The following is a 22,115-nucleotide window of genomic DNA, read 5'->3' on the forward strand; positions in this document are numbered from 1 at the left end:
CCTTCTTTTCAGGGTACTGCATTTTTCTTTATAAGCTATGTTTTGCTATGGGTGGAGGATGTTCATTGACGACCGTATTATACAAGCTGGAAACGTTCGAAGGACCGCTGGATCTCCTTCTGCATTTGATCGATAAGGCGGAGATCGACATTCACCAAATATCGATCAGTGAAATTACGGACCAGTACCTCGAATATTTGCACAATATGCAGGAGCTTGAGCTGGAAGTAACCAGCGAGTTTCTCGTCATGGCGGCTACCTTGCTGTCGATGAAGAGCAAGCAATTGCTGCCCAAACCGCCAGTGATCGAGTTTGACGATGATTTCGATTATTTGATGGAGGAGGATGTAGATCCGAGAGATGAACTCATCCGCCAGCTGATCGAATACCGCAAATATAAAGGGATTGCCGAGCATCTTCATGAGCGCGAATGGGAGCGCAGCCTGATTTTTTCCAAGGAGCCTGAGGATTTGACGCCTTATTTACCCGAGATTGAAGAAAATCCGGTCAAGGGCTTGCATGCCGCGGACTTGATTGCGGTATTCCAGAAAGCGATCCGGAAAGCGGTCAAGCGAAACGCGGTGGCCCGCATCCACCGGGATGAAATTTCGGTCAAGGACCGGATCAAGGAAGTCGTCTCCGCGCTGGAACGCGTGGGTAAGGGAGGCAGACTGCTATTTTCCAAACTGTTGCATCAGGAAATGTATCGGCATGAAATTGTCGTCACGTTCCTCGCGGTTCTGGAATTAATGAAAATGAAACAAATCGTATGTTATCAGAACAAGTTGTTCGATGATATCGTCATGGAGTGGAGAGGGGAAGGAAAGGCAGATGAAATATCAGGAATTGAAGTCGATTATTGAGGGATTGCTGTTCCTCGCGGGCGAGGAGGGAATCAGTCCGAAGCAGCTGGCGGAAGTAACCGAGCAGAGACAGGATTTAATTACCGATGCGCTGCTCGACATGAAGAACTCTTTCGAACGGGAGGGACGTGGGCTGCAAATTGTCCAGATTGCAGGGAATTACCAGCTCGCAACGTTACCGCAGCATGCCCCTTATTTCGAGAAACTGGCCTATTCGCCTTCCCGTTCTACCTTGTCCCAAGCGGCACTTGAGACACTTTCCATTATTGCTTACCGGCAGCCGATCACCCGCATTGAAGTGGAAGAGATTCGCGGGGTAAAATCGGAACGGGCGATTCATACGCTGGTTAACAAGGATCTCATTGAAGAAGTTGGCCGGGCGGAGGCGATTGGCCGTCCAATCCTATACGGAACGACCAAAGCATTTTTGGACTATTTCGGGTTGGCCAGCTTGAAGGACTTGCCGGATTTAGCCGATTTCGAAAGTGCGGAGCATCTGGAGGAAGAGACGCAGTTGTTGTTTCAGAAGCTGGAGGAGCAGCAGCTCACGTTTGATGATGTGGACAAGCCGGAACGGGAAGAAGAACCTGCGGACTGAGCTAGTCGGTCACAAGATTGAAGTACATGATTGTACAAGATCATCGTAGCAGCCACCCTTTTTAGGGTGGCTTTTTTGCATTCATGACGAATGAGGTAAGCTCCTGATCAAGCTCCTTTTCCCGATCCGGAGATTTACAAAATGCCAAACTTGGAATTATTTAAAGTAGACCATGCCATACTATTCAGAGCTTGTTATCTGATAATAGCATGGAGGGCACTCCCGTGTGGATTTGGCTCGGAGTCATCCTGGTCCTGTTGCTGCTGATCCTGTTTTTGATCTTGATTTCCAAAATTAGGATTGAATTGAAAGCCAAAAAGGAAAATAAGGACGAATTGATTTTGATCGATGTATCGTTATTATTTGGGCTGTTTACGTTTCATTATCAAATTCCCGCGCTCGGGCTGAACAATCTCCAAGAGGGCTTGTGGGTCGAGAATGATCGTGTCGATAATTTTCTCAAAACTCACACTTCAGCCGAGGAACAGGAAATTGATAAGGATAAAGTGAACTATTGGTCGGACCAGTTTCGCAACATTTTGCGGGCAACTGCAGGGCTGAAAAAATGGGCAAACGCGACGCTTCGCCGCGTGTCTTTTCTCAGTTTGGAGTGGTCCACGAATGTTGCGCTTACGGACGCGGCGCATACGGCTACGCTGACCGGGGCATTATGGGGATTGAAGACTACGCTGATCGGATGGCTTTCTTATCATATCTCCTTACGGCAGCGACCCAAGTTATTTGTCGTACCTGTATTCGGAAGCCCACCGTTATTTTCCACGGAACTGAACTGCATAGCTGAAATCCGCTGCGGATATGCTATATATGCTGGACTGGTACTCATAGTTCGCGTGTTAAAAGTGAAAGGAGGAGTGAAGAAGTGGTTGAGCATCCTATTCAAGGGCTAATGAAAACGGCAATGGAAAACATCAAGGACATGGTCGACGTGAATACAATCGTGGGCGAAGCGGTCGAAACGCCGGACGGCAGCGTGATCCTTCCGATCAGCCGCGTCGGCTTCGGATTTGCGGCCGGGGGCAGCGACTTCAACATTGACGATAAACAGGAGAAAAGCGGAACCTCGTCCGAGGGGGGCAAGTCCCGACCGTTTGGCGGCGGTAGCGGCGGCGGCGTTTCGATCAATCCGATCGCATTCCTGGTGGTAGGTAAACAAGGAGTGCATATCGTGCCATTGGATAATCAAACCCATCTGATGGAAAAAATTATCGATTCCGTACCGATTCTGGTCGATAAAATCCAGTCGATGATCCCCGCTAACAGTGAATCGCAACCGACCGGAAGCGCAGGAGTACCGATCCATCCGGAAGCGGTTATTCCGCCGGGAGCCACTACGCAGACGTATGTTTAAAAGCCGTTCCCTTCCGGAACCCCGGAGGGGTCTTTTTTTGACATAATTACACGTAGGATTAAGCGGAGGCTTGGACATACTCCCGTGTCCGGGAGCATATAGTATTTACTAGTTCGCACAAGCGAGAGTCGGAGGAAGAAGATGATGAGAATTACAGCCAAGATAAGAACAGTAGGATTGTTGGCGCTAAGCCTGGTATTGGCGCTCCCAATGGCGGCGGGGGCGAAGGAAGAGGCGCCGGAACCGCCGTCGACACATGCGCAAGCGGCAGCGCTGATAGATGTTACTTCGGGCCGGATTCTATATAGTTCCCACGGGGACGAGGAGCTGCCGATAGCAAGCTTAACGAAAATTATGACTGCGATCGTTGCCATAGAACACGGGAAGACCGATGAGAAAGTAAAAGTTAGCCGTAATGCGTTCGGAAAAGAGGGATCATCGATTTATCTGCATCTCGGCGAGGAGATGAGCCTTGAAAATATGTTGTATGGTTTGATGCTTCGCTCAGGGAATGATGCCGCGACAGCCATTGCGGAACATGTCGGCGGATCGGAACAGGGCTTCGTCCATCTGATGAATGAAAAAGTGAAGCTGCTCGGGCTTGAGCATACCGCATTTCAAAACCCGCACGGGTTGGACGCCAAAGGGCATTATTCCTCCGCCAATGATTTGGCCAAGCTTACCGCCTACGCCCTTCACAATCCGTTATTCAAAGAAATCGTGCGCACGCCGTCCAGAAAAGCCCCGAATCCGAATGATCCGTGGGATTACCGCTGGGATAACAAGAACAAAATGCTCCGTTTTTACGAAGGGGCGGATGGAGTTAAAACCGGGTACACCAAAACAGCCAGACGATGCCTTGTCAGCTCGGCGACGAGAAACGGTCAGCAATTGGTTGTCGTAACGATCAATGACGGGGATGACTGGAACGATCACCGCAAGCTGCTCGACTTCGGATTTACCCAATATCCGCTCAAAACATTAATCGAGGAGGGGCAGCCGGTTCAAAACGATCTAAAGACAGGCATTAGTTTCAGTTATCCTCTCACGGAACAGGAAAAAGAGGATGTGGAGATCAGGCTGGCGCTAAAAAAAGGGGGAACCGATTCATTCGGATACCGGGGAGAAATCGAGATTTCAATCGGGAACAGCAGAATCGGTTCCGTACCCGTGTATGATAAAGGGCAGGAACGGCAAAGTTCGCCGTCAAAACCGAGCTTCGGAACGCAGATCTCGGCATCTGCCGGAACCGGATCCATGAATAAGCGGCTTCAGTGGTCAGGCTCATTGGGAGCGGTGCTGAGAGCGCTCATGTTTGCAGACTAGAGCAGCTATTGAAGGATAGGGGGGAATGGGATGGTCAATAAAATTTGGCTGGCACTGATCCTGATAGGATTTCTTTTCGCTGCGATCAAAGGGGACATCAACATCGTAACACAGGCTGCATTTGAAGGGGCGGCGACAGGCGTCACGGTTTGTCTGGGTTTGATCAGCGTTCTTGTTTTTTGGTTGGGAATCATGAAGCTGGCGGAGGATGCCGGACTGGTCAAAGCCATTTCAAAAATTCTCGGTCCCGTAGTATCTTACCTGTTTCCCGATGTTCCCAAAGATCATCCGGCAATGGGTTTTATTTTGTCGAACATGAGCGCCAATTTGCTTGGGTTAGGAAATGCTGCCACACCGATGGGCATCCGGGCGATGCAGCAGCTGCAGGAACTGAATCCCGACAAGGAGACAGCGTCGCCGGCAATGTGTACGCTTCTGGCATTGAATACCGCAAGCATCACTCTGATTCCAACGACACTGATTGCTATACGTCTAAATTTTCATTCCGCGAATCCTGCCGAAATCGTCGGTTCGACTCTGCTCGCAACCGCCATCGCTACGCTGGCTGCGATATTGGCGGATCGTTGGTATAGAAAACGCTATGCCTGGAAACAGCCTCCGCTCGTTCCTCCGTCTTCGTCTACACTATCGTTGAAGAGGTGAGACCTTCTTGCTGAACTGGATCAATATTTTGTCCGCCTGGGCCGTGCCTGTAATGATTGCTTTCATTCCTTTATATGCGCATCTGAAAAAAGTCCCCGTCTACGAATCTTTCGTTGACGGGGCGAAGGACGGGTTTAATACGGCGATCGGCATTATCCCGAATTTAGTCGGCATGATGGTGGCGATCAGCGTATTTCGCGCCTCGGGGGCGCTGGAGTTCTTTGTCGGTTGGATGACTCCCTTATTGGCGAAACTGCAGGTTCCGTCAGAGATTCTGCCTTTAGGGTTTTTAAGGCCGTTGACGGGTACCGGATCGCTGGCTTTTACGACCGACTTGATAAAAACGTACGGCCCCGATTCGATGATCGGGCGAATCGCTTCCACGATTCAAGGCAGTACGGACACAACGCTGTATGTCCTGACCGTATATTTCGGTGCTGTCGGGATCAGAAATGGCAGATATGCTTTAAAAGTAGGGCTTTTCTCCGACGTTGTCGGATTTATTGCCGCGATTGCCGTGTGTCTGTTCTTGTTTGGATAGTCCTATCCGATACACTCGCTATTGTGATTTTCATCCCCTATGGGTATCATGTGTATGAGGTGACTTATAAACATGGAAAGATTGCAAAAGATATTGGCAGGGGCCGGGGTAGCATCGCGCCGCAAATGTGAGGAATTGATTCTCGGCGGAAAGGTGCAGGTTAACGGAGAGACCGTGACTACCCTGGGAACCAAGGCGGATCCGGCTGTAGACGTCATAACCGTCAACGGAAAGACTATTGGCGTTGAAAAAAAGATGTACATTGTATTTAACAAACCTAAAGGTGTTATTACAAGCGCATCTGATCCTCAAGGCCGTAAAATCGTCACCGATTATCTGAAGGGCATTACCGAGCGGCTCTACCCGGTAGGGCGGCTGGATTATGATACCGAAGGTTTGCTGCTGCTGACCAATGATGGAGATTTCGCCCATTTACTTACGCACCCGAAGCATCACGTTTCCAAAACGTACCATGCTACCGTGAAGGGTGTACCGCATGGAACCGAACTGGACAAGCTGAAGAAAGGGATCATGCTGGAGGATGGCATGACGGCGCCTGCAGAAGTGGAATACAATGACATCGATCCTGAACAGAAGCAATCGACCATTTCGATCACGATTTATGAAGGAAGAAACCGGCAGGTGCGGAGAATGTTTGAGGCGATTCAGCATCCTGTAATCAAATTGAAGCGTATTTCTTTCGGAGATCTTTATCTTGGTAACCTGAAAAGAGGCCTTTATCGCCATCTGACCAAGGAAGAGGTTGAGGGGCTGATCAAACAAGCCAAAAGCGCGGGCAACAAATCCGGAATTGCGCCGGCGGACAGATCGTAATAAGAAGGACGAGGCATGGAATCGGTCGGATTCTGTGCCTCTTTTTATGGCTGGAGAGGATTTTTACCGGCATTTTGAATACCGGAACAACGCTAGCCGCCTTGCAAAAGGCGGTTTTTTTATACTGCGCTGTCCCGTAAATTGCAGAATAATGAAATTATTATATAATGATAAGGACACATAATATTCAAATTTTCCCTGGCTGAAACTGTGGCAATTTTCGATATAATGTTCATAGGATATTCACTATTTGTCCATTGATTATGATAATTGTCATAGAAGGAGAGTTGGTTATGGGGAAGGCGAGACGTCCTGTACAGATCGTCATTTTGGTGTTGATAGTCATCCTTGGCGGCTACGCCATCAGCACGGCTGTTTCCGGCGGTGGAAGCGGAAAGCCGCAAACTGGTGATAAGCCTCCCGCGATCAAACTGCTCGGGCTGGACGGTGACGTACATACCCTTGAAGACTATAAGGGCAAGGCTGTGGTCATTAACTTTTGGGCTACTTGGTGTACTTACTGCGTCAATGAAATGCCCGCGCTACAAGCCCAGTGGAAAAAGTGGCAGGATCAAGGTGTGGTCGTGCTGGGGATCAATACCGGGGAAGACGAAATGACGGTGCGGAACTTCGCACAGCAGCTTGGCGTTGATTTTCCGATCCTGTACGATTCGGATAACGAAGTTGTTCAAGATTACGGCGTGGTGCCGATGCCGACGACTTTCTTTGTCGATAAGAAAGGTAAAATTGCCTCTATCCATGAAGGTGAGCTGAATTTGGCGACACTGGATGACCAAATTAAGCAATTGGTGAATCCTTGATGAAGGTAAGGGGGCTTTGCTTTGATTAAAAATACGAAGTGCGAGTGCGGGCACCAGAACCGGGTCGGCACGGTTCTATGCGAGGCTTGCGGCAAACCGCTCGATGAACACGGCGATGCCAACGAACTGCTGGAGATGCGGTATGACGGCGCGGCCAGGCGGTCACAACGCGCCAATCCGAATTTCATCGATAAGATCTGGAATTTCTTTTCGTCCGTAAAGGTCGCTATTTATCTGATTATCTTTACGCTGATTGGGGCGATGTTCGGAACGGTTTTCGAACAGGAAAGCAATTTCGTGAACTTTGACCCGTCTACCTTTTATAAGGATAAGTACGGAACGATCGGCGACATCTATTACAAACTGGGGTTGTCCCATACGTATGAGTCCTGGTGGTTCGTCCTGCTGCTCGTCATGATCGGCGCCTCGCTGGTCATTTGCAGCCTCGACCGGGTGCTTCCACTTTACAAAGCGCTTTCAAAACAAAAAATCCGCAAGCATATGCAGTTTTTGACCCGTCAGAAAGTGGTTTATCAAGGAACGGTAGGGGAAGATGGTGCAACATGGGTGCAGCAGGCCGTTAAGCCTCTTAAGAAAAAAGGATACCGCGTTCATACGGACGGTTCTGCCCTCCTGGCGGAGAAGCAACGGTTCAGCCGCTGGGGACCCTACGTCATTCATATCGGTCTGATCATTTTTTTACTTGCCGTGCTGTTCCGGGGATTGCCGGGTCTGAATGTGGATAAGCACTACTGGTTCCCGGAAGGGGAAGTCACCAAAATCCCCGATACGAATCTTTATTTGAAAAATGAAAAATTCACGGTTGAATATTACTCCGAGGAAGAAATGTCCGAAGATTTCCGCGGAACGGGTAAAATTGTTCCCAAGCTGTTTGAGACCAAAGCGGTCCTTTACGAATGTACGGCGGATTGCGGCGATCCTTCCAAGGAACCGCAATTGAAAGAGGTCGAGCGGCACGATATTCAGGTAAACGACCCCTTGAATTATAAAGGCTTTAAAGCGTATCAGTTTGATTTCGATCTTACGCCGAAGCTTCGCTCCGTAAAACCGGTTCTCGTTAACGTGGAGACGGGGGAACAATACGGAAAGTTCCAACTGGACATGACGAATCCGCAACAGGAATATCAACTCGGACCCTATACGCTGGAACTGAAAAATAAGTACATGGACTTTTCCTTAAACGAGCAGGGCCAGCCGATCTCCAAATCCAAGGATCCGAATGCTCCGGCATTTCTGTTTGTGGTCAAGGGACCGGATTTGCCTGAAGAAGGCAGCCAATATATTTACTTTCCCAAACAGATCGACAAAGAACGCTTCCAGCAGGATGCCATTAACGAGAAATTGGGCGGCCTGCAAAATAAGCTTGCACTGGATGTCGTCGGGATGGAGGATGTGGATTTCATCCAGTCTTCCAGCTATCTGAACATCCGTGTTGACCGGGTCATGCCTTTCGTATGGCTGGGCTTAGGCATCGTTATGCTCGGATTGGTTATGGGATTCTACTGGCATCATCGGCGAATCTGGCTGCGTGTCGACGACGACGGGGTTTTGACCCTCGGTGCTCACACGGCGAAGAACTGGTTCGGCTTGCGCCGCGAGGTAGCTTCGTTCCTGAAAACGATGGATGTGGAAGTGGATGAGAAGCAATTGGAAAACGGGGGGAACCGGTCATGAATTTTTTGGAGATCAGCAGGCAGGCTTTTGTAGTCGCATTTTATTTATACTGTCTTTCTTTTATATTTTATGTCGTAGCGGTAACCGGGAAAACCTGGAGAAACCGCGATCCCAAACGACACGAGCGTAAATGGGGCGTCATTTCCTTTGCGACCTCTTCGCTTGGACTGCTGTCGCATCTTGTATATTGCATTACACGCTGGGCCTATAGCGGACATATCCCGGTGAGCAATATGTACGAGTTCATGACGTTTTTGTCCATGATGGTAATGATAGCTTTTACGGTCGTTTTTTTGATTTACCGCAAAATCCTGCTGGGGATGTTCGCGCTTCCGATCGCTATCATTATTATGGCTTACGCAGCGGTGTTTCCGCAGGATGTGCAACCGCTGATTCCGTCGCTTCGCTCGATCTGGTTGTACATTCACGTTACCTTGGCAGCCACGGGGGAATCTTTTTTTGCGGTCGGTTTTGCCGCCGGATTGATGTATTTACTGCGGACGATCGACTTTAACGCAACCGACAAATCCTCCCGACGGCAAAAAAGGTGGGTTGAATTTACGCTTTTTTCTATTATTATAGTAGTGGGCTTTATTGTATCTGTTTTTGCATTCCGGACCGCCGGATATGAAGCGGTATTCACCCAAAATGCGACAAAGATTGACAGCCAAGTAGAGCAAGATAGTAAAATAGAACAAGAAGTATACAAATTGCCGCCGATTGTAGCTCCGCATGGCAGCCATGCCGAGAGTATTCAGCCTTTTCTGGGCATGGATAAGCCTTTGTTCGAAGCTCCGTCTTGGATGAAGGGGGCTAGCGCGGGACGCAAGTTCAATACGGTATTATGGGCAGTGGTTTCCGGTGTAATTCTCTATGCGCTGCTTCGTCTGGCCGTCCGCCGTCCGCTCAGCAAATTACTGGCACCGACGGTGAAAGGCATCGATCCGGATGATTTGGACGAAATCAGCTACAGGGCGATCGCGATCGGTTTTCCGATCTTTACGCTTGGAGCGTTAGTTTTCGCCATGATTTGGGCGCAACAGGCGTGGGGGCGGTTTTGGGGTTGGGATCCGAAAGAAGTTTGGGCCCTTATCACCTGGTTATTCTACAGTGCGTATTTGCATCTTCGTTTATCCCGGGGGTTTCAGGGACGCAAAGCTTCCTGGCTCGCCGTGCTTGGTTTCTTAGTCGTCATGTTTACTCTCGTAGGGGTCAATCTGATTATTGCAGGTTTGCATTCCTATGCGGGCACAGACTAATGATATAATAATCTAACTAATAATGAACCACGTTCAGAGCTCAAGTGTAAGATGATGAAGGGGTTGTTGTCCATGTCAGATCAAGAAAACCGTATTTTGGTAGTTGACGATGAAGAACGCATTCGCCGTCTACTCAAAATGTATCTGGAAAAAGAAGGATATGAAATCGATGAAGCCGAGGATGGAGAAACTGCGCTGAAAAAAGCGACCGTTAACGATTACGGTTTGATTTTGCTCGATGTGATGCTGCCGGGAATCGACGGAGTGGAAGTGTGCAACCGCCTTAGACAGGTGAAGGCGACTCCGGTCCTGATGTTGACGGCCAAAGGGGAAGAGATCAACCGGGTTCAGGGATTTGAAGTCGGCGCGGACGATTACGTCGTCAAGCCGTTCAGCCCCCGCGAGGTGATTTACCGGGTCAAAGCAATTATGCGTCGCGCTTCGGCGACAGCTTATTTGACCAAAGAAAGCGGAACGAGCAACAATATCGTGTTCCCTCATCTCGTTATCGAGCATGATGCCCATCGGGTAACGGCCAGCGGCCAAGAGGTCAGTCTGACGCCGAAGGAATATGAACTGCTGCATTATTTGGCAGTTTCGCCGGATAAAGTTTTTTCCCGGGAAGAATTGCTGAAGGATGTTTGGAATTATGAATTTTTCGGCGACTTGCGTACCGTTGATACGCACGTGAAACGTCTTCGCGAGAAATTGAATAAGGTATCTCCGGAATCCGCAGCCATGATCACGACCGTCTGGGGCGTGGGCTACAAGCTGGAGGTAGCGAAATAAGTGAATTTCCTGAGAACACTTGTCGGAAAGCTGTGGATCACGATCATCTGTCTGGTAGCATTTGTTCTCCTGTCTGTCGGGTTGTTTTTTCTCCCCTATATCGATACGAATTTTACGAATCCGGGAGCCGTCAAAAAACTGTTTCTCATCGTTTCGATGATCGGCTTCTCGCTGACGACGTTCTTTGCCTTGTTCTTGATCACTAAAATCACCCAACCGATGCAGCAGCTTATTCAAGCGGCCGATTCAGTCCGGAAAGGGAAGTACGACATCCGGCTTTCCTTGCGGACAAGCGATGAAATCGGCGTTCTGTCCAACACGTTCAATCACATGGCCGAGGAATTGGAGGGAACGATCCGTAGCCTCAATCATGAAAAAGAACACCTGGCGAGCGTGCTCCGCAGCATGAATGACGCCGTGATTACGCTGGACGGCAGCGGTTATGTCATTTTGACCAACCCGCCGGGGGATCGCATTTTGCAGATGTGGAGCGATTTGCCGGAGGAAGAGACCGAAACGGCAGAAATGGCCCATGGGTCGTTGCAAAAAATTCCGACGCCGCTTCTGCAGATGTTTCGCCGCGTACAGGATCAGGAAGGCGACCAAAGCATGAACATTCATGTGAAAAAAGGCGTTTGGTCCGTGCATATGGCGCCGCTGGCTTCGGACGGTGGAATCCGCGGAGCGGTGGCGGTGCTTCGTGATGTCACCGAAGAAGTACAGCTCGAAAAAATGCGCCGGGATTTCGTAGCCAACGTCTCGCACGAAATCCGCACCCCGCTATCCATGATGCAAGGGTATAGCGAGGCGTTGCTCGACGGCATGGCCGCCTCGCCGGAAGAAAGCGCGGAGCTGGTGCAGGTCATTCATGACGAATCGCTGCGGATGGGCCGCCTGGTCCGCGATTTACTGGATTTGGCCCGCATGGAAGCCGGGCACACCGACATGACGATGCGGGAAATGGATTTCCGGGAGCTGGCCGAACGGGTTTACCGCAAATTTCTCGTGCGAGCCAAGGAGAACGAGATTATTTTACAACTGGAGCTGGGGGAAGGTCCCCTGGATTTGCAGGAGGCTAATGAGGATCGGCTGGAGCAGGTTCTGACGAATCTGCTGGATAACGCTTTCCGCCATACACCCGAAGGCGGCACGATTGCGATTGGAGCAGAGACCGAGAACGGCCTTAAAGGGACCATGCTGCACGTGTCCGTAAAGGATAGCGGTGTCGGCATCCCTGCGGATGATTTGCGGTTCGTCTTCGACCGGTTCTATAAAGCCGATAAAGCTCGAGTTCGCGGAGAGAGCGGAGGCACGGGTCTGGGGCTGTCGATCGTGAAAAATATTGTGGATTCCCATGGCGGATCGATATATGCAGAGAGTGAAGTAAACAAAGGCACCGTATTTCATATGCTGCTCCCTGTCGAAAAGCGGCAATAAAGGTAAAAATGTAAAAACACCCTTTAAGAAAAGGGTGTTTTTTTGTTGAACCAGAAAGATTAATCTTGTTCAACGTGAAACATATTTTGATTTGAACAGGATTTATTCGAAAACAATTTGTTGCGCCTTGTTGATTTCCGGGAGTTTAGTTAACTCATCCAGCACTTCTTTAGGCGTTTCTTTATCCACGGTCAGAACCATGATCGCTTCGCCGCCGACGATTTTACGACCGACCTGCATCGCTGCGATATTGACATCGTTCTTGCCGAGCAGGGTTCCTACGCTGCCGATAATCCCCGGTTTATCGTTATGCGAAATGAAGATGAGATGTCCTTCGGGAGCGATGTCCACTGGAAATTTATCGATTTGCACCACCCGGGCGCCGTAGCCGTTCAACAAGGTGCCGGCGATGCGGCGTTCTGCGCCATCCTCGGTTTTGAGCGACACGCTGATCAGATTGGTGAAGCCCTTGGTTGCCGAAGCCTGGGATACGACGACATTCACGTCGCGGGCTTTGGCGAGATGCACCGAGTTGACGATGTTGACGTCATTTCCGAAATGACGGGACAGCACGCCTTTAATGATGTAGCGGGTCAGCGGCTGAGTATCGACTTCAGCCAGGTCTCCGGCATAATCCACGTGAATTTCCTGAACGGCCTGATTGTTAAGCTGGGCCGCAAATGCGCCGATTTTTTCGCCGAGGCCAAAGTAAGGCTGCAGCTTGTTCATCACGCTAGGAGCTACCGGAGGCATGTTCACGGCGTTTTTGAACGGTTCGTTGCGCAGGATATGCAGAACCTGTTCCGAAACGTCGATAGCCACGTTTTCTTGCGCCTCGATCGTGGATGCCCCGAGATGCGGCGTTACGATGATTTTCGGATTGTGCAGGAACGGATGGTCCGCTTCAGGCGGTTCCTTCTCGAATACGTCAAAGGCTGCACCGGCGACGATCCCTTGATCGATCGCTTCCACAAGCGCCGCTTCATCGACTACGCCGCCGCGGGCACAGTTGACGATGCGCATCCCTTTTTTCATAACTTCAAATTGCGGACGGGAAATCATATGCTTCGTTTCCGGAGTCAGCGGAGTGTGTACCGTGATGAAGTCCGCGTTACGTACGATGTCATCGACGGAAGCAAGCTTGATGCCGAGTTTATCGGCGCGCTCTTCGGTCAGGAACGGGTCGTAGCCGAGAATGTCCATGCCGAACGCTTTCGCTCTCTTGGCTACTTCGCTGCCGATCCGGCCCATACCGAGTACGCCCAACGTTTTGTTACGAAGCTCGACGCCGAGGAATTTGCGGTCCCATGTTCCTTGAATCGTCTTGGCGTAGGCTTGCGGGATATGGCGGGCGAGAGCCATCATCATGGCAAATGCATGTTCACAGGTGGTGATCGTGTTTCCGTCCGGTGCATTAATGACCACAATCCCGCGTTTGGTAGCTGCTTCAAGATTAATGTTGTCGACGCCAACGCCGGCCCGGCCGATCACTTTCAGGTTTTTGCCGGCTTCCATAATTTTCTCGGTTACCTTGGTTTGGCTGCGGACGAGCAGACCGTCGTACCCGGCGATAATCTGCACAAGCTCATCTTCGCTAAGCCCGGTCTTTTTCTCCACAACTACATCGCTTGCGTCCATAAGTTGTTGAATCCCCATGTCGCTGATTGGATCCGATACTAATACTTTAAACATGATTTCCAGCCTCCTGATTTTTTTGTTTATAGGATTGCTTTTCCGGAATGTTAAGTTTCCCTGACAGTCCGTAGAGCATTACCATACTTGATCGCTTTTCTCCGTTACCGTTACACTGTACCAAAGGATGGGCCTGGCAAGGGGTGACAAACCGAAGTTTTTCCGCAGTCTGCAGAAAACAATAAAAAAACTCCCAATCCGCATACTACTGCCGTAGTAAGGGACGAGAGTTGTTCGTGGTACCACCCTAATTCGCCGCACCTTTGCAGGTGACAGCCTCATTGTCATAATGACGGAATGATAACGGATTTCCTCCGACTGCGTCTACTAAAAAGTTCAATAAGTTCAACGCAGTGACTCAGGATCGCTAAAGTTGTCGTTCCACTGCCGGTTTGCAGCACCACCGGCTCTCTGGGAGCTTCCGGACGACTTTGTTTCCTTCACAGTATTTTGCGAAATCTAATTTTTCATAATGTATCATGCCGGGTAAGAGGTGTCAATACTATTTGTTCGCCCTTCTTCCGCACGCCGGGGCGCGCTTGAATCCTGCACTCTTTTTAGTTATGATTTTATTAATGTCGAATTTGCTCTGTTAAAGACGAACGGATGTAATTTTTATTTAATAACTGCTTACTGTATGAATTATTCTTATACTTTAAAAAGACAGGGTATGACGTAGATTATGAAAAAATTCAAATTCGGCAACGTGAAGATTCAGAAGGTGGATCCTTCACAGCTTAATGATCGCTTGCTGCTCATTAATCTTTATTTTACGCAAGGCTTGGCTTTATTTGTCGCATTGATCATTCTTTTTTTTCAAAAGAGAAACCCGATCACCGTGTTAAAGTTTCCGGTGAACCCGGAATTTGTTTATTGGGGTATCGGTTTGGCCGGATGTATGCTTTTGATCGACATGCTGCTGTCCAAATTTGTTCTGGAAGAAGCCTTGGATGACGGCGGCATTAATACCATGCTGTTTCAGAACCGGCCGGTATGGCATATCGTCCTGATCGCCCTGATTGTGTCCATTTGCGAGGAACTGTTGTTTCGTGGAGCTATTCAGCATGGACTTGGCCCCTATTGGACGAGCGTGCTTTTCGCGGCGATCCATATCCGTTATCTGAAGCATTGGATTCCGACAGGTTGGGTGTTTGCCAGCAGCTATGGTTTAGGATTCATTTACGTTCAGACAGGTACCCTTTGGGCACCGATCATTTGCCATTTTCTCATCGACCTCATCTCAGGATTAGCTATCAAGTATCGGAGGGAAACATGAACGAACGGTTGAGCAGATCGGATAGGCATGGAAGAAGCCGAGGCAGCGCAAACAGATCACGCCGGATGGCGTTGCCCGAAACTCGGAAGGAATCAGTTTCGGAAATGATTCAAGAACCGCGTGAACCGGTTGAATCCTTCTTGCTGGAGAAAGATGTACTTGAGATGTCTTTGGAAAGCGTCAATGACTATTTACGGGCCGAGATACCCCCGGAAGAAAAAGAACTCGATCTGGCCGAGCTTCCGACACGGAAGGAGATGTTTCCTTCCCAACGAATCAAACTCACGCGGTGGTTTTACAATTCCTTATTGTACATATTTGTCGCGATTATGATTTTTTTGCTTTGGTGGGGGATTAGTGAATCTCCTTGGGGAGTGAGCCACGGAATGTAAGAAGTGACTTGAAGTTGCTTATCCGATGCGCTATAATGTGGAAAATTTTAAATTCGTTAAATTGCCGATGAAGAGCATCCAACTCGGAGGCGTTTTCGCCAAGAGGAACCTCAGGTTTCTCTAAGTTAACCGGCCCGCCCGTTATCGCGGAACCAAGTGATTACAGGTGTTCTGCCTGTAATAAGTTGGGTGGCACCGCGAGCAGAGCGCTCCTCGTCCCAAGGATGAGGGCGCTCTTTGTGTTTTTTTACACTGAAAAGGAGCGGTGGGTAAGTATGTTGGATATTCGTTGGATTCGCGAAAACGCGGCCCTGGTGCAGGAAGCGGCTGTCAGGAAGAAGCTGGACGTTTCTGTGGCAGAATTGCTTGAGTGGGATGAACGGCGGAGAAAGTTGTTGCAGGAATGCGAAGATTTGCGCAGACAGAGGAATGAAGGCTCGAGGAAGGTTGCTGAGGCAGCTAAAGCAGGGAATACCCCTCTGGCAGATCAAATGAAAATGTCATTGAAGCCCATTAATGGTCGGTTGGACCGTTTAACGGTGGAATTGGAAGAGGCGGAGGATCAATTCAACCGGTTGATGCTGCTTGTTCCCAATGTACCTTCGCCGGATACGCCTCCTGGGAAGGACGATAGTGACAATGTGGAACTCCGCAGAGTGGGAGAGCTACCGGTATGGAATTTTGATCCGAAAGATCATGTGGAGCTCGGGGTGATGCATCAAATGATCGATATTCCGCGCGGGGTGAAAGTAGCGGGTAGCCGCAGTTATTACTTGAAAGGTCCAGGTCTTTTGCTGCACCGGGCGGTTCAGCAGCTTGCGCTGGATCTGCTGCTTGATGCGGGATTCACTCCGCTCGAGGTTCCACTGCTTGTAAGAGGGGAGCAGATGACGAACACCGGTTTTTTTCCAACGGGAAAAGAGCAGGCGTACTCGGTCAACGATGAAGAGTTTTGGCTTGCGGGGACTTCCGAGGTGCCGTTGATCGCATATTATGGCGACGAAATTGTCGATGCTGCGGTCCCGGTCAAATTGGCGGCGGTCTCGACCTGTTTCCGCAACGAGGTCGGGTCGGCCGGACGGGATGTCCGCGGGTTATACCGGGTCCATCAGTTTTCCAAAGTGGAGATGGTTATCATTTGTGCGCCGGACCCGGTGCTGTCGGAGTCGTTGCATCAGGAGATTACCGGCTATGCGGAGCAATTGCTCCGGCTTCTGGAGCTTCCTTATCGGGTTATGGCGGTCTGTGCGGGAGACATGTCGCAAAAAACATACAAGCAGTACGATATCGAGACATGGATGCCAAGCCGGGACGCCTATGGAGAAACCCATTCGTCATCCAATTTGCACAGTTTTCAGGCCCGCAGGTCGAATATCCGCTGTCGTGATGGCGAAGGCCGGCTCGTGCACTGTCATACCTTAAACAATACGGCAGTCGCGTCACCCCGGATCCTGATCCCGCTCCTGGAGAATCATCAGCGGGAGGACGGCTCGATCCATATTCCCGAAGCGCTGCGCAAATATTTGGGCGGCAGGGAATCGCTGGTTCCCGGTCTTGTTGAATCGCTGGCCGACTGATCTCTTGAGCTGCAGGCCGATGAAGTGGTGAGTGGTAAAGTAAAGGTATTGACCCATAAACTGTCGGGATAGGAATGTTATCGCTTGAGAGTGAACTTTGCTTTTGGGCTGCCCACCGATCTGTCATGGAATAACTGGAAAACCTCCAGCTATTTCCGCCGCAATCCCTGATTAATTGGGAAATACGGTTGATTAGCTGGAGGTTTTCCATCTATTTTATAAAATGTTGAGAAGTCCGAGGAATTAACTGTAGAAAATCCAGCTAATTGAAGCAAACTAGGTAAGGCGGCGTTCAGTTCGGTGACGGTACGGTTCGCGAATACACCGTTTCATGAACTCGACTCCCTACTTGGATTCCTCCGGACTTTCCGATATCGTGTCCGGGTCAACGAAACTGTATCCTTTGGACTCCAGTTTGGTCAGGAGTTCGTCGAGGGCTTCAACCGTCCAGGGAAGCTCGTGCATAAGAATATTGCTGCCGGCATGCAATTGGTCCAAAACGTTCTGGATCACCGCATCCGGTTTGTTTTTGTTTTTGGAATCCCAGTCGAGTGAGCCGTTTGACCAGGTCATGTAAATCATGTCGTTCTCCTCGACGATTTGATGCAGCTTGTCGTTCCCCGAGCCGAATGGCGGACGGAAAAAGCGGGGCTTTTCTCCGATCGTTTCCTCAATGATGCTCTGCACGTCTTCGACCTGCTTGCGGGCGTTAGCTTCCGTTTCCTTTTTCAGATCGATATGATCCCAACTATGATTGCCGATGATTTGCCCGCGGTCATGAATCAATTTCAAAAGATCCGGGTTTGCCTTGACGCGGTAGCCATTGACGAAGAAAATCGCCTTTGCTTTGTGCTTGTCCAACGTATCGATGAGACCATCGATCATTTCTTTCTCCTTGGGTCCGTCATCGAACGTAAGAAGTACGACTTTCTTTTCGGTCCCTTCCTCGTTCGGAACAACGTTGTAAACTTTGTTGATATGGTAAAGACTGGCCGGCGGTTCCGGTTGCTCCTGTCCGTCCGGATTGGTTTCATTCGAGCTTGGATCCTTCGTATCAGACGGCGGGGTACCCGTTTCCTCTTCTTGCACCGATCCCGGTTCCTGCTCTCCGCCCGGGGAGTTGGAGTTGGCATTCGTTGAAGGAGCTGTGCTTTCTACGTTTGCAGGAGCAGGTTCCGGAGCAGCCTGTTTTTGGCCGCATGAGCTCAGAAGCAGACAAACAGCCGCAAACAGCAGTATTTTTTTGCTGATCAAGTGTATCAACTCGCTTTCCTGTATTTATGCCGCATGAGTTTGTTTTAAAGCGCGAACACTACAACTGATTTTAACATATCTAAGGAGGTTGTTTAGGTGAAATCTTCCTCATTTTTATGCGGTGTGCTTTTTGGGGCCGCAGCTGCCGTCTGGGCCTCCCGCAGGAAATCAAGCATGATGTCGATGATGGGCGGTGCCGGTTCGCTTCTGAAGATACCCGGTGTTAACTCGGATCAGACAAAAAACAAACCGTCGCAGGCCGCTTCCGGCCAAGACAAAAGCGGAGCCGCAGCAACGGCCCAGGTGCATCCCAGTCCGGTTTCTTCGTCAACTTCGAGTCATTCGAAGGAATACAATTTGAAGCAGATCACGGATTTTATTAAAGGCAATCCGGATGTCCGTCGTGAAGTCGATGCGATTTTGAAGGAGACTCATACCGCAATTCCCGGTTTATAATTTATAACCACCCATGGAATCATTTTCGGTTTCTCTTTTCCGGGAACCGGAAATGATTCTTTTTTGACTATTTTATTACGTGCATTTACCGAAAATAAATGATAACATACTTACAAAGAACCATTTCCAGCACATATTAGAGCAGGTTTCATAATCTGTTATAACACGGTATGGAGAGGAGGATCCTGTATGAGGATTGAGAGACTTGGCCAGGATAAAATACGGATTTTCCTCACGTTTGACGATCTAAGCGAACGCGGTATTCAGAAAGAGGATATGTGGCAGGAAATTCCTAAAGTCCACGACCTGTTCACCGAGATGATGGATCAGGCTTACAACGAAGTGGGCTTTGATGCCACAGGGCCTCTGGCTGTTGAAGTGTTTGCTCTTCCTGCACAGGGAATGGTCGTCATCGTAACAAGAGGCAAATACGATCACCATCATTTTGGGGTCGGATCGCCATATGAGGATGAACTGCCCGAAGAAGTATATGAAATGGAAGTGACGCTGGAGCAGAGCGATACGATACTCTACTCTTTCGATGATTTTGAAGTGCTGATCGAAGCGGCTCACGTTCTGCGGCATATGCTTGATGAAGCCGGCAGACTGTATAAATATAACGGGAAATGGGTTCTTAGGCTGGAACCTGACGAGCTTGACGAAGGAAGAATCCCGGCTTTGATTGCTGTCTTGGCCGAATTCGGCGAGGCGACTTCCGTAACTCCGGCTATGCTGGATGAATACGGCGATGTAATCATGGCCGATCGTGCGATCGACGTCATCTGCAGCCATTTTAAACGTCAGGATTAATTCCGTATCATGCAGATATGGAACATTTGCAACATGGGAGATAAGGGACGGTCGAATGACTGTAAGGGGGGATAACCGTTGCTCTTTTTCTCGATTGCCTCGGCAGCGGTTGCTCCCGGTATCGCTCTCTTGACCTACTTTTATCTGAAGGACAAGTATGATGCCGAGCCGCTTTCTATGGTTATCAAAGTGTTTCTGCTTGGCTTTTTGATTGTTTTTCCGGTGATGATCGTGCAGCGGGGGTTATCCATTTGGCTCGGCGAGGGCCCTTTGGTTTCGGCTTTCTGGATATCCGCTGGCGTCGAGGAATTTTTGAAATGGTTTGTTTTGTTTCATATGATCTACAACCATACGGAATTCGACGAGCCTTATGACGGTATCCTTTACGCTGCGGCAATCTCACTCGGCTTTGCCACCGTCGAAAATGTGATCTTCGCTTTGGCGAGTCATGCTTCGATCGGTACGATGCTCGTTCGGGCATTGCTTCCGGTTTCGGGTCATGCGATGTTCGGCGTCATGATGGGCTATTACTTGGGCCGGTCCAAATTCTCCACCGGCTGGAAGAGCCGCAAGTTCCTGATCTACTCGTTGCTGCTCCCGCTGTTCTGGCACGGGGTGTACGACTGGATCCTTGATAACGTTTCGCAATATTGGATCTGGTATATCGTTCCGCTGATGGCGTTTTTATGGTACGGCGGAATCGGTAAAATGATCCGTGCCAACAACCGTTCGCCGTTCCGCATTACGGAGGCGAGAGGGCAAGATTAACTTTGACTCAAAGAGGGCATCCTGATTCTAGAAGAAAGGCTACGTGCCGCTAATCTGGAAGGGGTGCCTTTTTGGTGCGGGTAAAAGTGAAAATCATATGTAAAAATTGTGGAGAGCGTTTCATTCTTCGCGGCAAAAAAGAGAAGGGACATATCGATACCGGCTTTAAACAGTGTATTTGCGACAATCGCAATCTGTTTGAAATCGAAGAGGAAAGATTGTAATTTTCGCGCATAAACCTCCCAGCTTCTAGTCAAACTATCCTCAGACAGTTGAAGAAGGGAGTGCGTTCACTGATGTATAAACGATTGAGTGCCATTTTATTTCCGATCGCCACGATTCTACTCATCGGATCATTGGTCTGGGGCTATCAGGAGAATCAGGAGAAAAACGCGATATTGATTAAAGCGGAGAACCAATATCAAAGGGCTTTCCATGATCTGTCCTACCATGTAGACAAGCTTCATAGCGAACTTGGTAACACGCTTGCCGTTCATAGCGCCTCGACAGGCTCACACCGCAAGGGACTGGTCAATGTATGGCGGATTACGAGCGAAGCCCAAAATGAAATTAACCAGCTTCCGCTGACCCTTCTTCCTTTTAACAAGACGGAAGAGTTTTTGTCGCGGATCTCCAAGTTTTCTTACCAGACGGCTGTTCGTGATTTGACCAAGCAGCCGTTGTCGGACGGCGAAATCAAAAATCTGAAAGAGCTTTACAAAAGCTCGGCTCAGATATCGCAGGATTTACAAGCTGTTCAAAATAAGGTCATCAATAACCGGCTTCGTTGGATGGATGTAGAGACAGCGCTCGCAAGCGAAAAGGAGCCGCGGGACAATACGATCATCGACGGATTTAAAACCGTGGATAAGAAGGTCGGCGAGTATCCCGAGCTTGACTGGGGGCCTTCCGTATCCAGTATGTACAATAAGCGTTCGGTCAAAAAACTGGGCGGTACGCCGGTGACTGTCGATAAAATCAAGACGGAAGCCGCACGATTTACCGGCAACGAGAATCCGGGAAACATTAAAGTCATCGAAAACGGCCGCGGCACGGAATGGGCTTCTTTTACGGCTCAGATTCAAGGAAATCAAGGGGACTCCAAGACGTTGGACTTCACGCGCAACGGCGGGCATCTGATTGCGTATGCCGATAGCCGGACCCTCGGACCGAAGACGGTAAGCGTCAAGGAAGCGAGAGCACAGGCGGAGAAGTTCCTGAAGGATAAAGGATTCCCGGATTTGACTCCGGTTTCTTATGACGAGTACGATAACTCGGGCACGTTTACTTTTGTAAGCAAAGAAGGGGATGTGCTGATTTATCCCGAAAAAGTGACGGTTCGCGTAGGATTGGACAATGGGCAAGTCACGGGGATGCAGGCTAGCGACTACGTATACGAGCGTGAAAACCGGGAGCCGCCGGCGAAACCGAAGCTAACCGTCCAGCAGGCCCGAAAATATTTGAATTCGGATTATAAAGAGAAGTATCACCGCCTCTCGCAAATCGAGAACGAGATGTCCGAGAAGGTTACGACCTACGAATTCGGCGGTTCGATCAACGGATCGGATTACAAAATTTTCATTAACGCAGAGAGCGGTATTGAGGAGACGATCGAAGAAATTCGCAACACCCGTCCCGCCGCACCTTCCCGTTCGTGAAGCATTTAAAAGGAGACCACCCATCTAAGGCGGTCTC

Annotated in this window: 22 protein-coding genes and 1 other annotated feature; of the genes, 20 read left to right on the plus strand and 2 right to left on the minus strand. The window is 49.6% G+C overall.

The genetic code is table 11. The features are described 5' to 3' along the window. Positions 1 to 47 precede the first annotated feature (47 nt). From ACLB09_RS03270 to ACLB09_RS03330, 13 genes are all read left to right on the plus strand, one after another. Positions 48 to 863 carry a segregation and condensation protein A gene (locus ACLB09_RS03270; protein ID WP_410768316.1) on the plus strand — a complete coding sequence of 272 codons (816 nt, stop codon included), beginning with the start codon at positions 48 to 50 and terminating at the stop codon, positions 861 to 863. Continuing rightward, entirely contained in the window at positions 832 to 1,461 is a 630-nt protein-coding gene (gene scpB / locus ACLB09_RS03275) for an SMC-Scp complex subunit ScpB (RefSeq protein WP_410768317.1), read from the plus strand. The genes ACLB09_RS03270 and scpB overlap by 32 nt, the downstream gene beginning before the upstream one ends. Before the next feature lie 224 nt (positions 1,462 to 1,685). Then, entirely contained in the window at positions 1,686 to 2,369 is a 684-nt protein-coding gene (locus tag ACLB09_RS03280) for a DUF2953 domain-containing protein (RefSeq protein WP_410768318.1), read from the plus strand. Next, the gene (gene ytfJ, locus ACLB09_RS03285) at positions 2,342 to 2,830 is read left to right on the plus strand and encodes a GerW family sporulation protein (protein WP_410768319.1); all 489 of its coding nucleotides are present in this window, start codon (positions 2,342 to 2,344) and stop codon (positions 2,828 to 2,830) included. The genes ACLB09_RS03280 and ytfJ overlap by 28 nt, the downstream gene beginning before the upstream one ends. Before the next feature lie 144 nt (positions 2,831 to 2,974). Then, positions 2,975 to 4,156, plus strand: a complete 1,182-nt coding sequence (locus ACLB09_RS03290) for a D-alanyl-D-alanine carboxypeptidase family protein (RefSeq protein WP_410768987.1) — start codon at positions 2,975 to 2,977, stop codon at positions 4,154 to 4,156. Positions 4,157 to 4,186: 30 nt separating this feature from the next. Then, the gene (locus ACLB09_RS03295) at positions 4,187 to 4,819 is read left to right on the plus strand and encodes a nucleoside recognition domain-containing protein (protein WP_410768320.1); all 633 of its coding nucleotides are present in this window, start codon (positions 4,187 to 4,189) and stop codon (positions 4,817 to 4,819) included. A 7-nt stretch (positions 4,820 to 4,826) separates the two neighbouring features. Then, positions 4,827 to 5,360, plus strand: coding sequence for a spore maturation protein (locus ACLB09_RS03300; RefSeq protein ID WP_410768321.1), 534 nt, complete (start codon positions 4,827 to 4,829; stop codon positions 5,358 to 5,360). A gap of 72 nt (positions 5,361 to 5,432) precedes the next feature. Then, positions 5,433 to 6,194, plus strand: coding sequence for a pseudouridine synthase (locus ACLB09_RS03305; protein ID WP_410768322.1), 762 nt, complete (start codon positions 5,433 to 5,435; stop codon positions 6,192 to 6,194). A gap of 293 nt (positions 6,195 to 6,487) precedes the next feature. Continuing rightward, positions 6,488 to 7,015, plus strand: a complete 528-nt coding sequence (locus ACLB09_RS03310; RefSeq protein WP_410768323.1) for a peroxiredoxin family protein — start codon at positions 6,488 to 6,490, stop codon at positions 7,013 to 7,015. A 21-nt stretch (positions 7,016 to 7,036) separates the two neighbouring features. Continuing rightward, positions 7,037 to 8,710 (plus strand): cytochrome c biogenesis protein ResB, encoded by a 1,674-nt coding sequence (gene resB / locus ACLB09_RS03315; RefSeq protein ID WP_410768324.1) that lies wholly within the window; start codon positions 7,037 to 7,039, stop codon positions 8,708 to 8,710. After that, a complete protein-coding gene (ccsA, locus tag ACLB09_RS03320) occupies positions 8,707 to 9,969 on the plus strand; it encodes a cytochrome c biogenesis protein CcsA (protein ID WP_410768325.1) in 1,263 nt (420 codons plus the stop codon). Before resB ends, ccsA begins: the two co-directional genes overlap by 4 nt. Before the next feature lie 72 nt (positions 9,970 to 10,041). Next, positions 10,042 to 10,758 carry a response regulator transcription factor gene (locus ACLB09_RS03325; protein ID WP_410768326.1) on the plus strand — a complete coding sequence of 239 codons (717 nt, stop codon included), beginning with the start codon at positions 10,042 to 10,044 and terminating at the stop codon, positions 10,756 to 10,758. After that, positions 10,759 to 12,195, plus strand: coding sequence for a sensor histidine kinase (locus ACLB09_RS03330; RefSeq protein WP_410768327.1), 1,437 nt, complete (start codon positions 10,759 to 10,761; stop codon positions 12,193 to 12,195). A gap of 102 nt (positions 12,196 to 12,297) precedes the next feature. Here ACLB09_RS03330 and serA read toward each other — a convergent pair whose 3' ends face one another. Beyond that, positions 12,298 to 13,887 carry a phosphoglycerate dehydrogenase gene (gene serA, locus ACLB09_RS03335; protein ID WP_410768328.1) on the minus strand — a complete coding sequence of 530 codons (1,590 nt, stop codon included), beginning with the start codon at positions 13,885 to 13,887 and terminating at the stop codon, positions 12,298 to 12,300. A 216-nt stretch (positions 13,888 to 14,103) separates the two neighbouring features. Next, positions 14,104 to 14,340: a binding site (T-box leader), on the minus strand. 229 nt (positions 14,341 to 14,569) lie between these two features. Here serA and ACLB09_RS03340 point away from each other — a divergent pair. The 3 genes from ACLB09_RS03340 (at position 14,570) to serS (ending at position 17,132) form a co-directional block, all read left to right on the plus strand. Then, complete coding sequence (locus tag ACLB09_RS03340; protein WP_410768329.1) at positions 14,570 to 15,163, plus strand: CPBP family intramembrane glutamic endopeptidase; 594 nt, start codon at positions 14,570 to 14,572, stop codon at positions 15,161 to 15,163. A gap of 104 nt (positions 15,164 to 15,267) precedes the next feature. Next, positions 15,268 to 15,555 carry a hypothetical protein gene (locus ACLB09_RS03345; protein ID WP_410768330.1) on the plus strand — a complete coding sequence of 96 codons (288 nt, stop codon included), beginning with the start codon at positions 15,268 to 15,270 and terminating at the stop codon, positions 15,553 to 15,555. 275 nt (positions 15,556 to 15,830) lie between these two features. Next, positions 15,831 to 17,132 carry a serine--tRNA ligase gene (gene serS, locus ACLB09_RS03350; RefSeq protein WP_410768331.1) on the plus strand — a complete coding sequence of 434 codons (1,302 nt, stop codon included), beginning with the start codon at positions 15,831 to 15,833 and terminating at the stop codon, positions 17,130 to 17,132. 345 nt (positions 17,133 to 17,477) lie between these two features. Here serS and ACLB09_RS03355 read toward each other — a convergent pair whose 3' ends face one another. After that, positions 17,478 to 18,386, minus strand: coding sequence for a polysaccharide deacetylase family protein (locus ACLB09_RS03355; RefSeq protein WP_410768332.1), 909 nt, complete (start codon positions 18,384 to 18,386; stop codon positions 17,478 to 17,480). A gap of 96 nt (positions 18,387 to 18,482) precedes the next feature. Here ACLB09_RS03355 and ACLB09_RS03360 point away from each other — a divergent pair, with 96 nt between their 5' ends. From ACLB09_RS03360 to ypeB, 4 genes are all read left to right on the plus strand, one after another. Then, positions 18,483 to 18,842, plus strand: a complete 360-nt coding sequence (locus ACLB09_RS03360) for a hypothetical protein (RefSeq protein ID WP_410768333.1) — start codon at positions 18,483 to 18,485, stop codon at positions 18,840 to 18,842. 189 nt (positions 18,843 to 19,031) lie between these two features. Next, a complete protein-coding gene (locus ACLB09_RS03365; protein ID WP_410768334.1) occupies positions 19,032 to 19,652 on the plus strand; it encodes a genetic competence negative regulator in 621 nt (206 codons plus the stop codon). Between the two features lie 78 nt (positions 19,653 to 19,730). Further along, entirely contained in the window at positions 19,731 to 20,420 is a 690-nt protein-coding gene (prsW, locus tag ACLB09_RS03370; RefSeq protein ID WP_410768335.1) for a glutamic-type intramembrane protease PrsW, read from the plus strand. 296 nt (positions 20,421 to 20,716) lie between these two features. Beyond that, a complete protein-coding gene (gene ypeB, locus ACLB09_RS03375; protein WP_410768336.1) occupies positions 20,717 to 22,078 on the plus strand; it encodes a germination protein YpeB in 1,362 nt (453 codons plus the stop codon). The last annotated feature ends 37 nt before the right edge of the window (positions 22,079 to 22,115 follow it).

Origin of the sequence: Fontibacillus forbon (assembly GCF_046559655.1) — a bacterium.
Classification (GTDB): Bacteria; Bacillota; Bacilli; order Paenibacillales; family Paenibacillaceae; genus Fontibacillus.

Bases quoted from the DNA above. Each gene is read 5' to 3' on its own strand.
- ypeB (WP_410768336.1), top strand. From the start codon at position 20,717: ATGTATAAACGATTGAGTGCCATTTTATTTCCGATCGCCACGATTCTA.
- ACLB09_RS03310 (WP_410768323.1), top strand. From the start codon at position 6,488: ATGGGGAAGGCGAGACGTCCTGTACAGATCGTCATTTTGGTGTTGATA.
- ACLB09_RS03305 (WP_410768322.1), top strand. From the start codon at position 5,433: ATGGAAAGATTGCAAAAGATATTGGCAGGGGCCGGGGTAGCATCGCGC.
- serS (WP_410768331.1), top strand. From the start codon at position 15,831: ATGTTGGATATTCGTTGGATTCGCGAAAACGCGGCCCTGGTGCAGGAA.
- ACLB09_RS03365 (WP_410768334.1), top strand. From the start codon at position 19,032: ATGAGGATTGAGAGACTTGGCCAGGATAAAATACGGATTTTCCTCACG.
- ACLB09_RS03270 (WP_410768316.1), top strand. From the start codon at position 48: ATGGGTGGAGGATGTTCATTGACGACCGTATTATACAAGCTGGAAACG.
- ccsA (WP_410768325.1), top strand. From the start codon at position 8,707: ATGAATTTTTTGGAGATCAGCAGGCAGGCTTTTGTAGTCGCATTTTAT.
- serA (WP_410768328.1), bottom strand. From the start codon at position 13,887: ATGTTTAAAGTATTAGTATCGGATCCAATCAGCGACATGGGGATTCAA.
- ACLB09_RS03295 (WP_410768320.1), top strand. From the start codon at position 4,187: ATGGTCAATAAAATTTGGCTGGCACTGATCCTGATAGGATTTCTTTTC.
- ACLB09_RS03340 (WP_410768329.1), top strand. From the start codon at position 14,570: ATGAAAAAATTCAAATTCGGCAACGTGAAGATTCAGAAGGTGGATCCT.
- scpB (WP_410768317.1), top strand. From the start codon at position 832: ATGAAATATCAGGAATTGAAGTCGATTATTGAGGGATTGCTGTTCCTC.
- ACLB09_RS03290 (WP_410768987.1), top strand. From the start codon at position 2,975: ATGAGAATTACAGCCAAGATAAGAACAGTAGGATTGTTGGCGCTAAGC.
- ACLB09_RS03345 (WP_410768330.1), top strand. From the start codon at position 15,268: ATGATTCAAGAACCGCGTGAACCGGTTGAATCCTTCTTGCTGGAGAAA.
- ACLB09_RS03325 (WP_410768326.1), top strand. From the start codon at position 10,042: ATGTCAGATCAAGAAAACCGTATTTTGGTAGTTGACGATGAAGAACGC.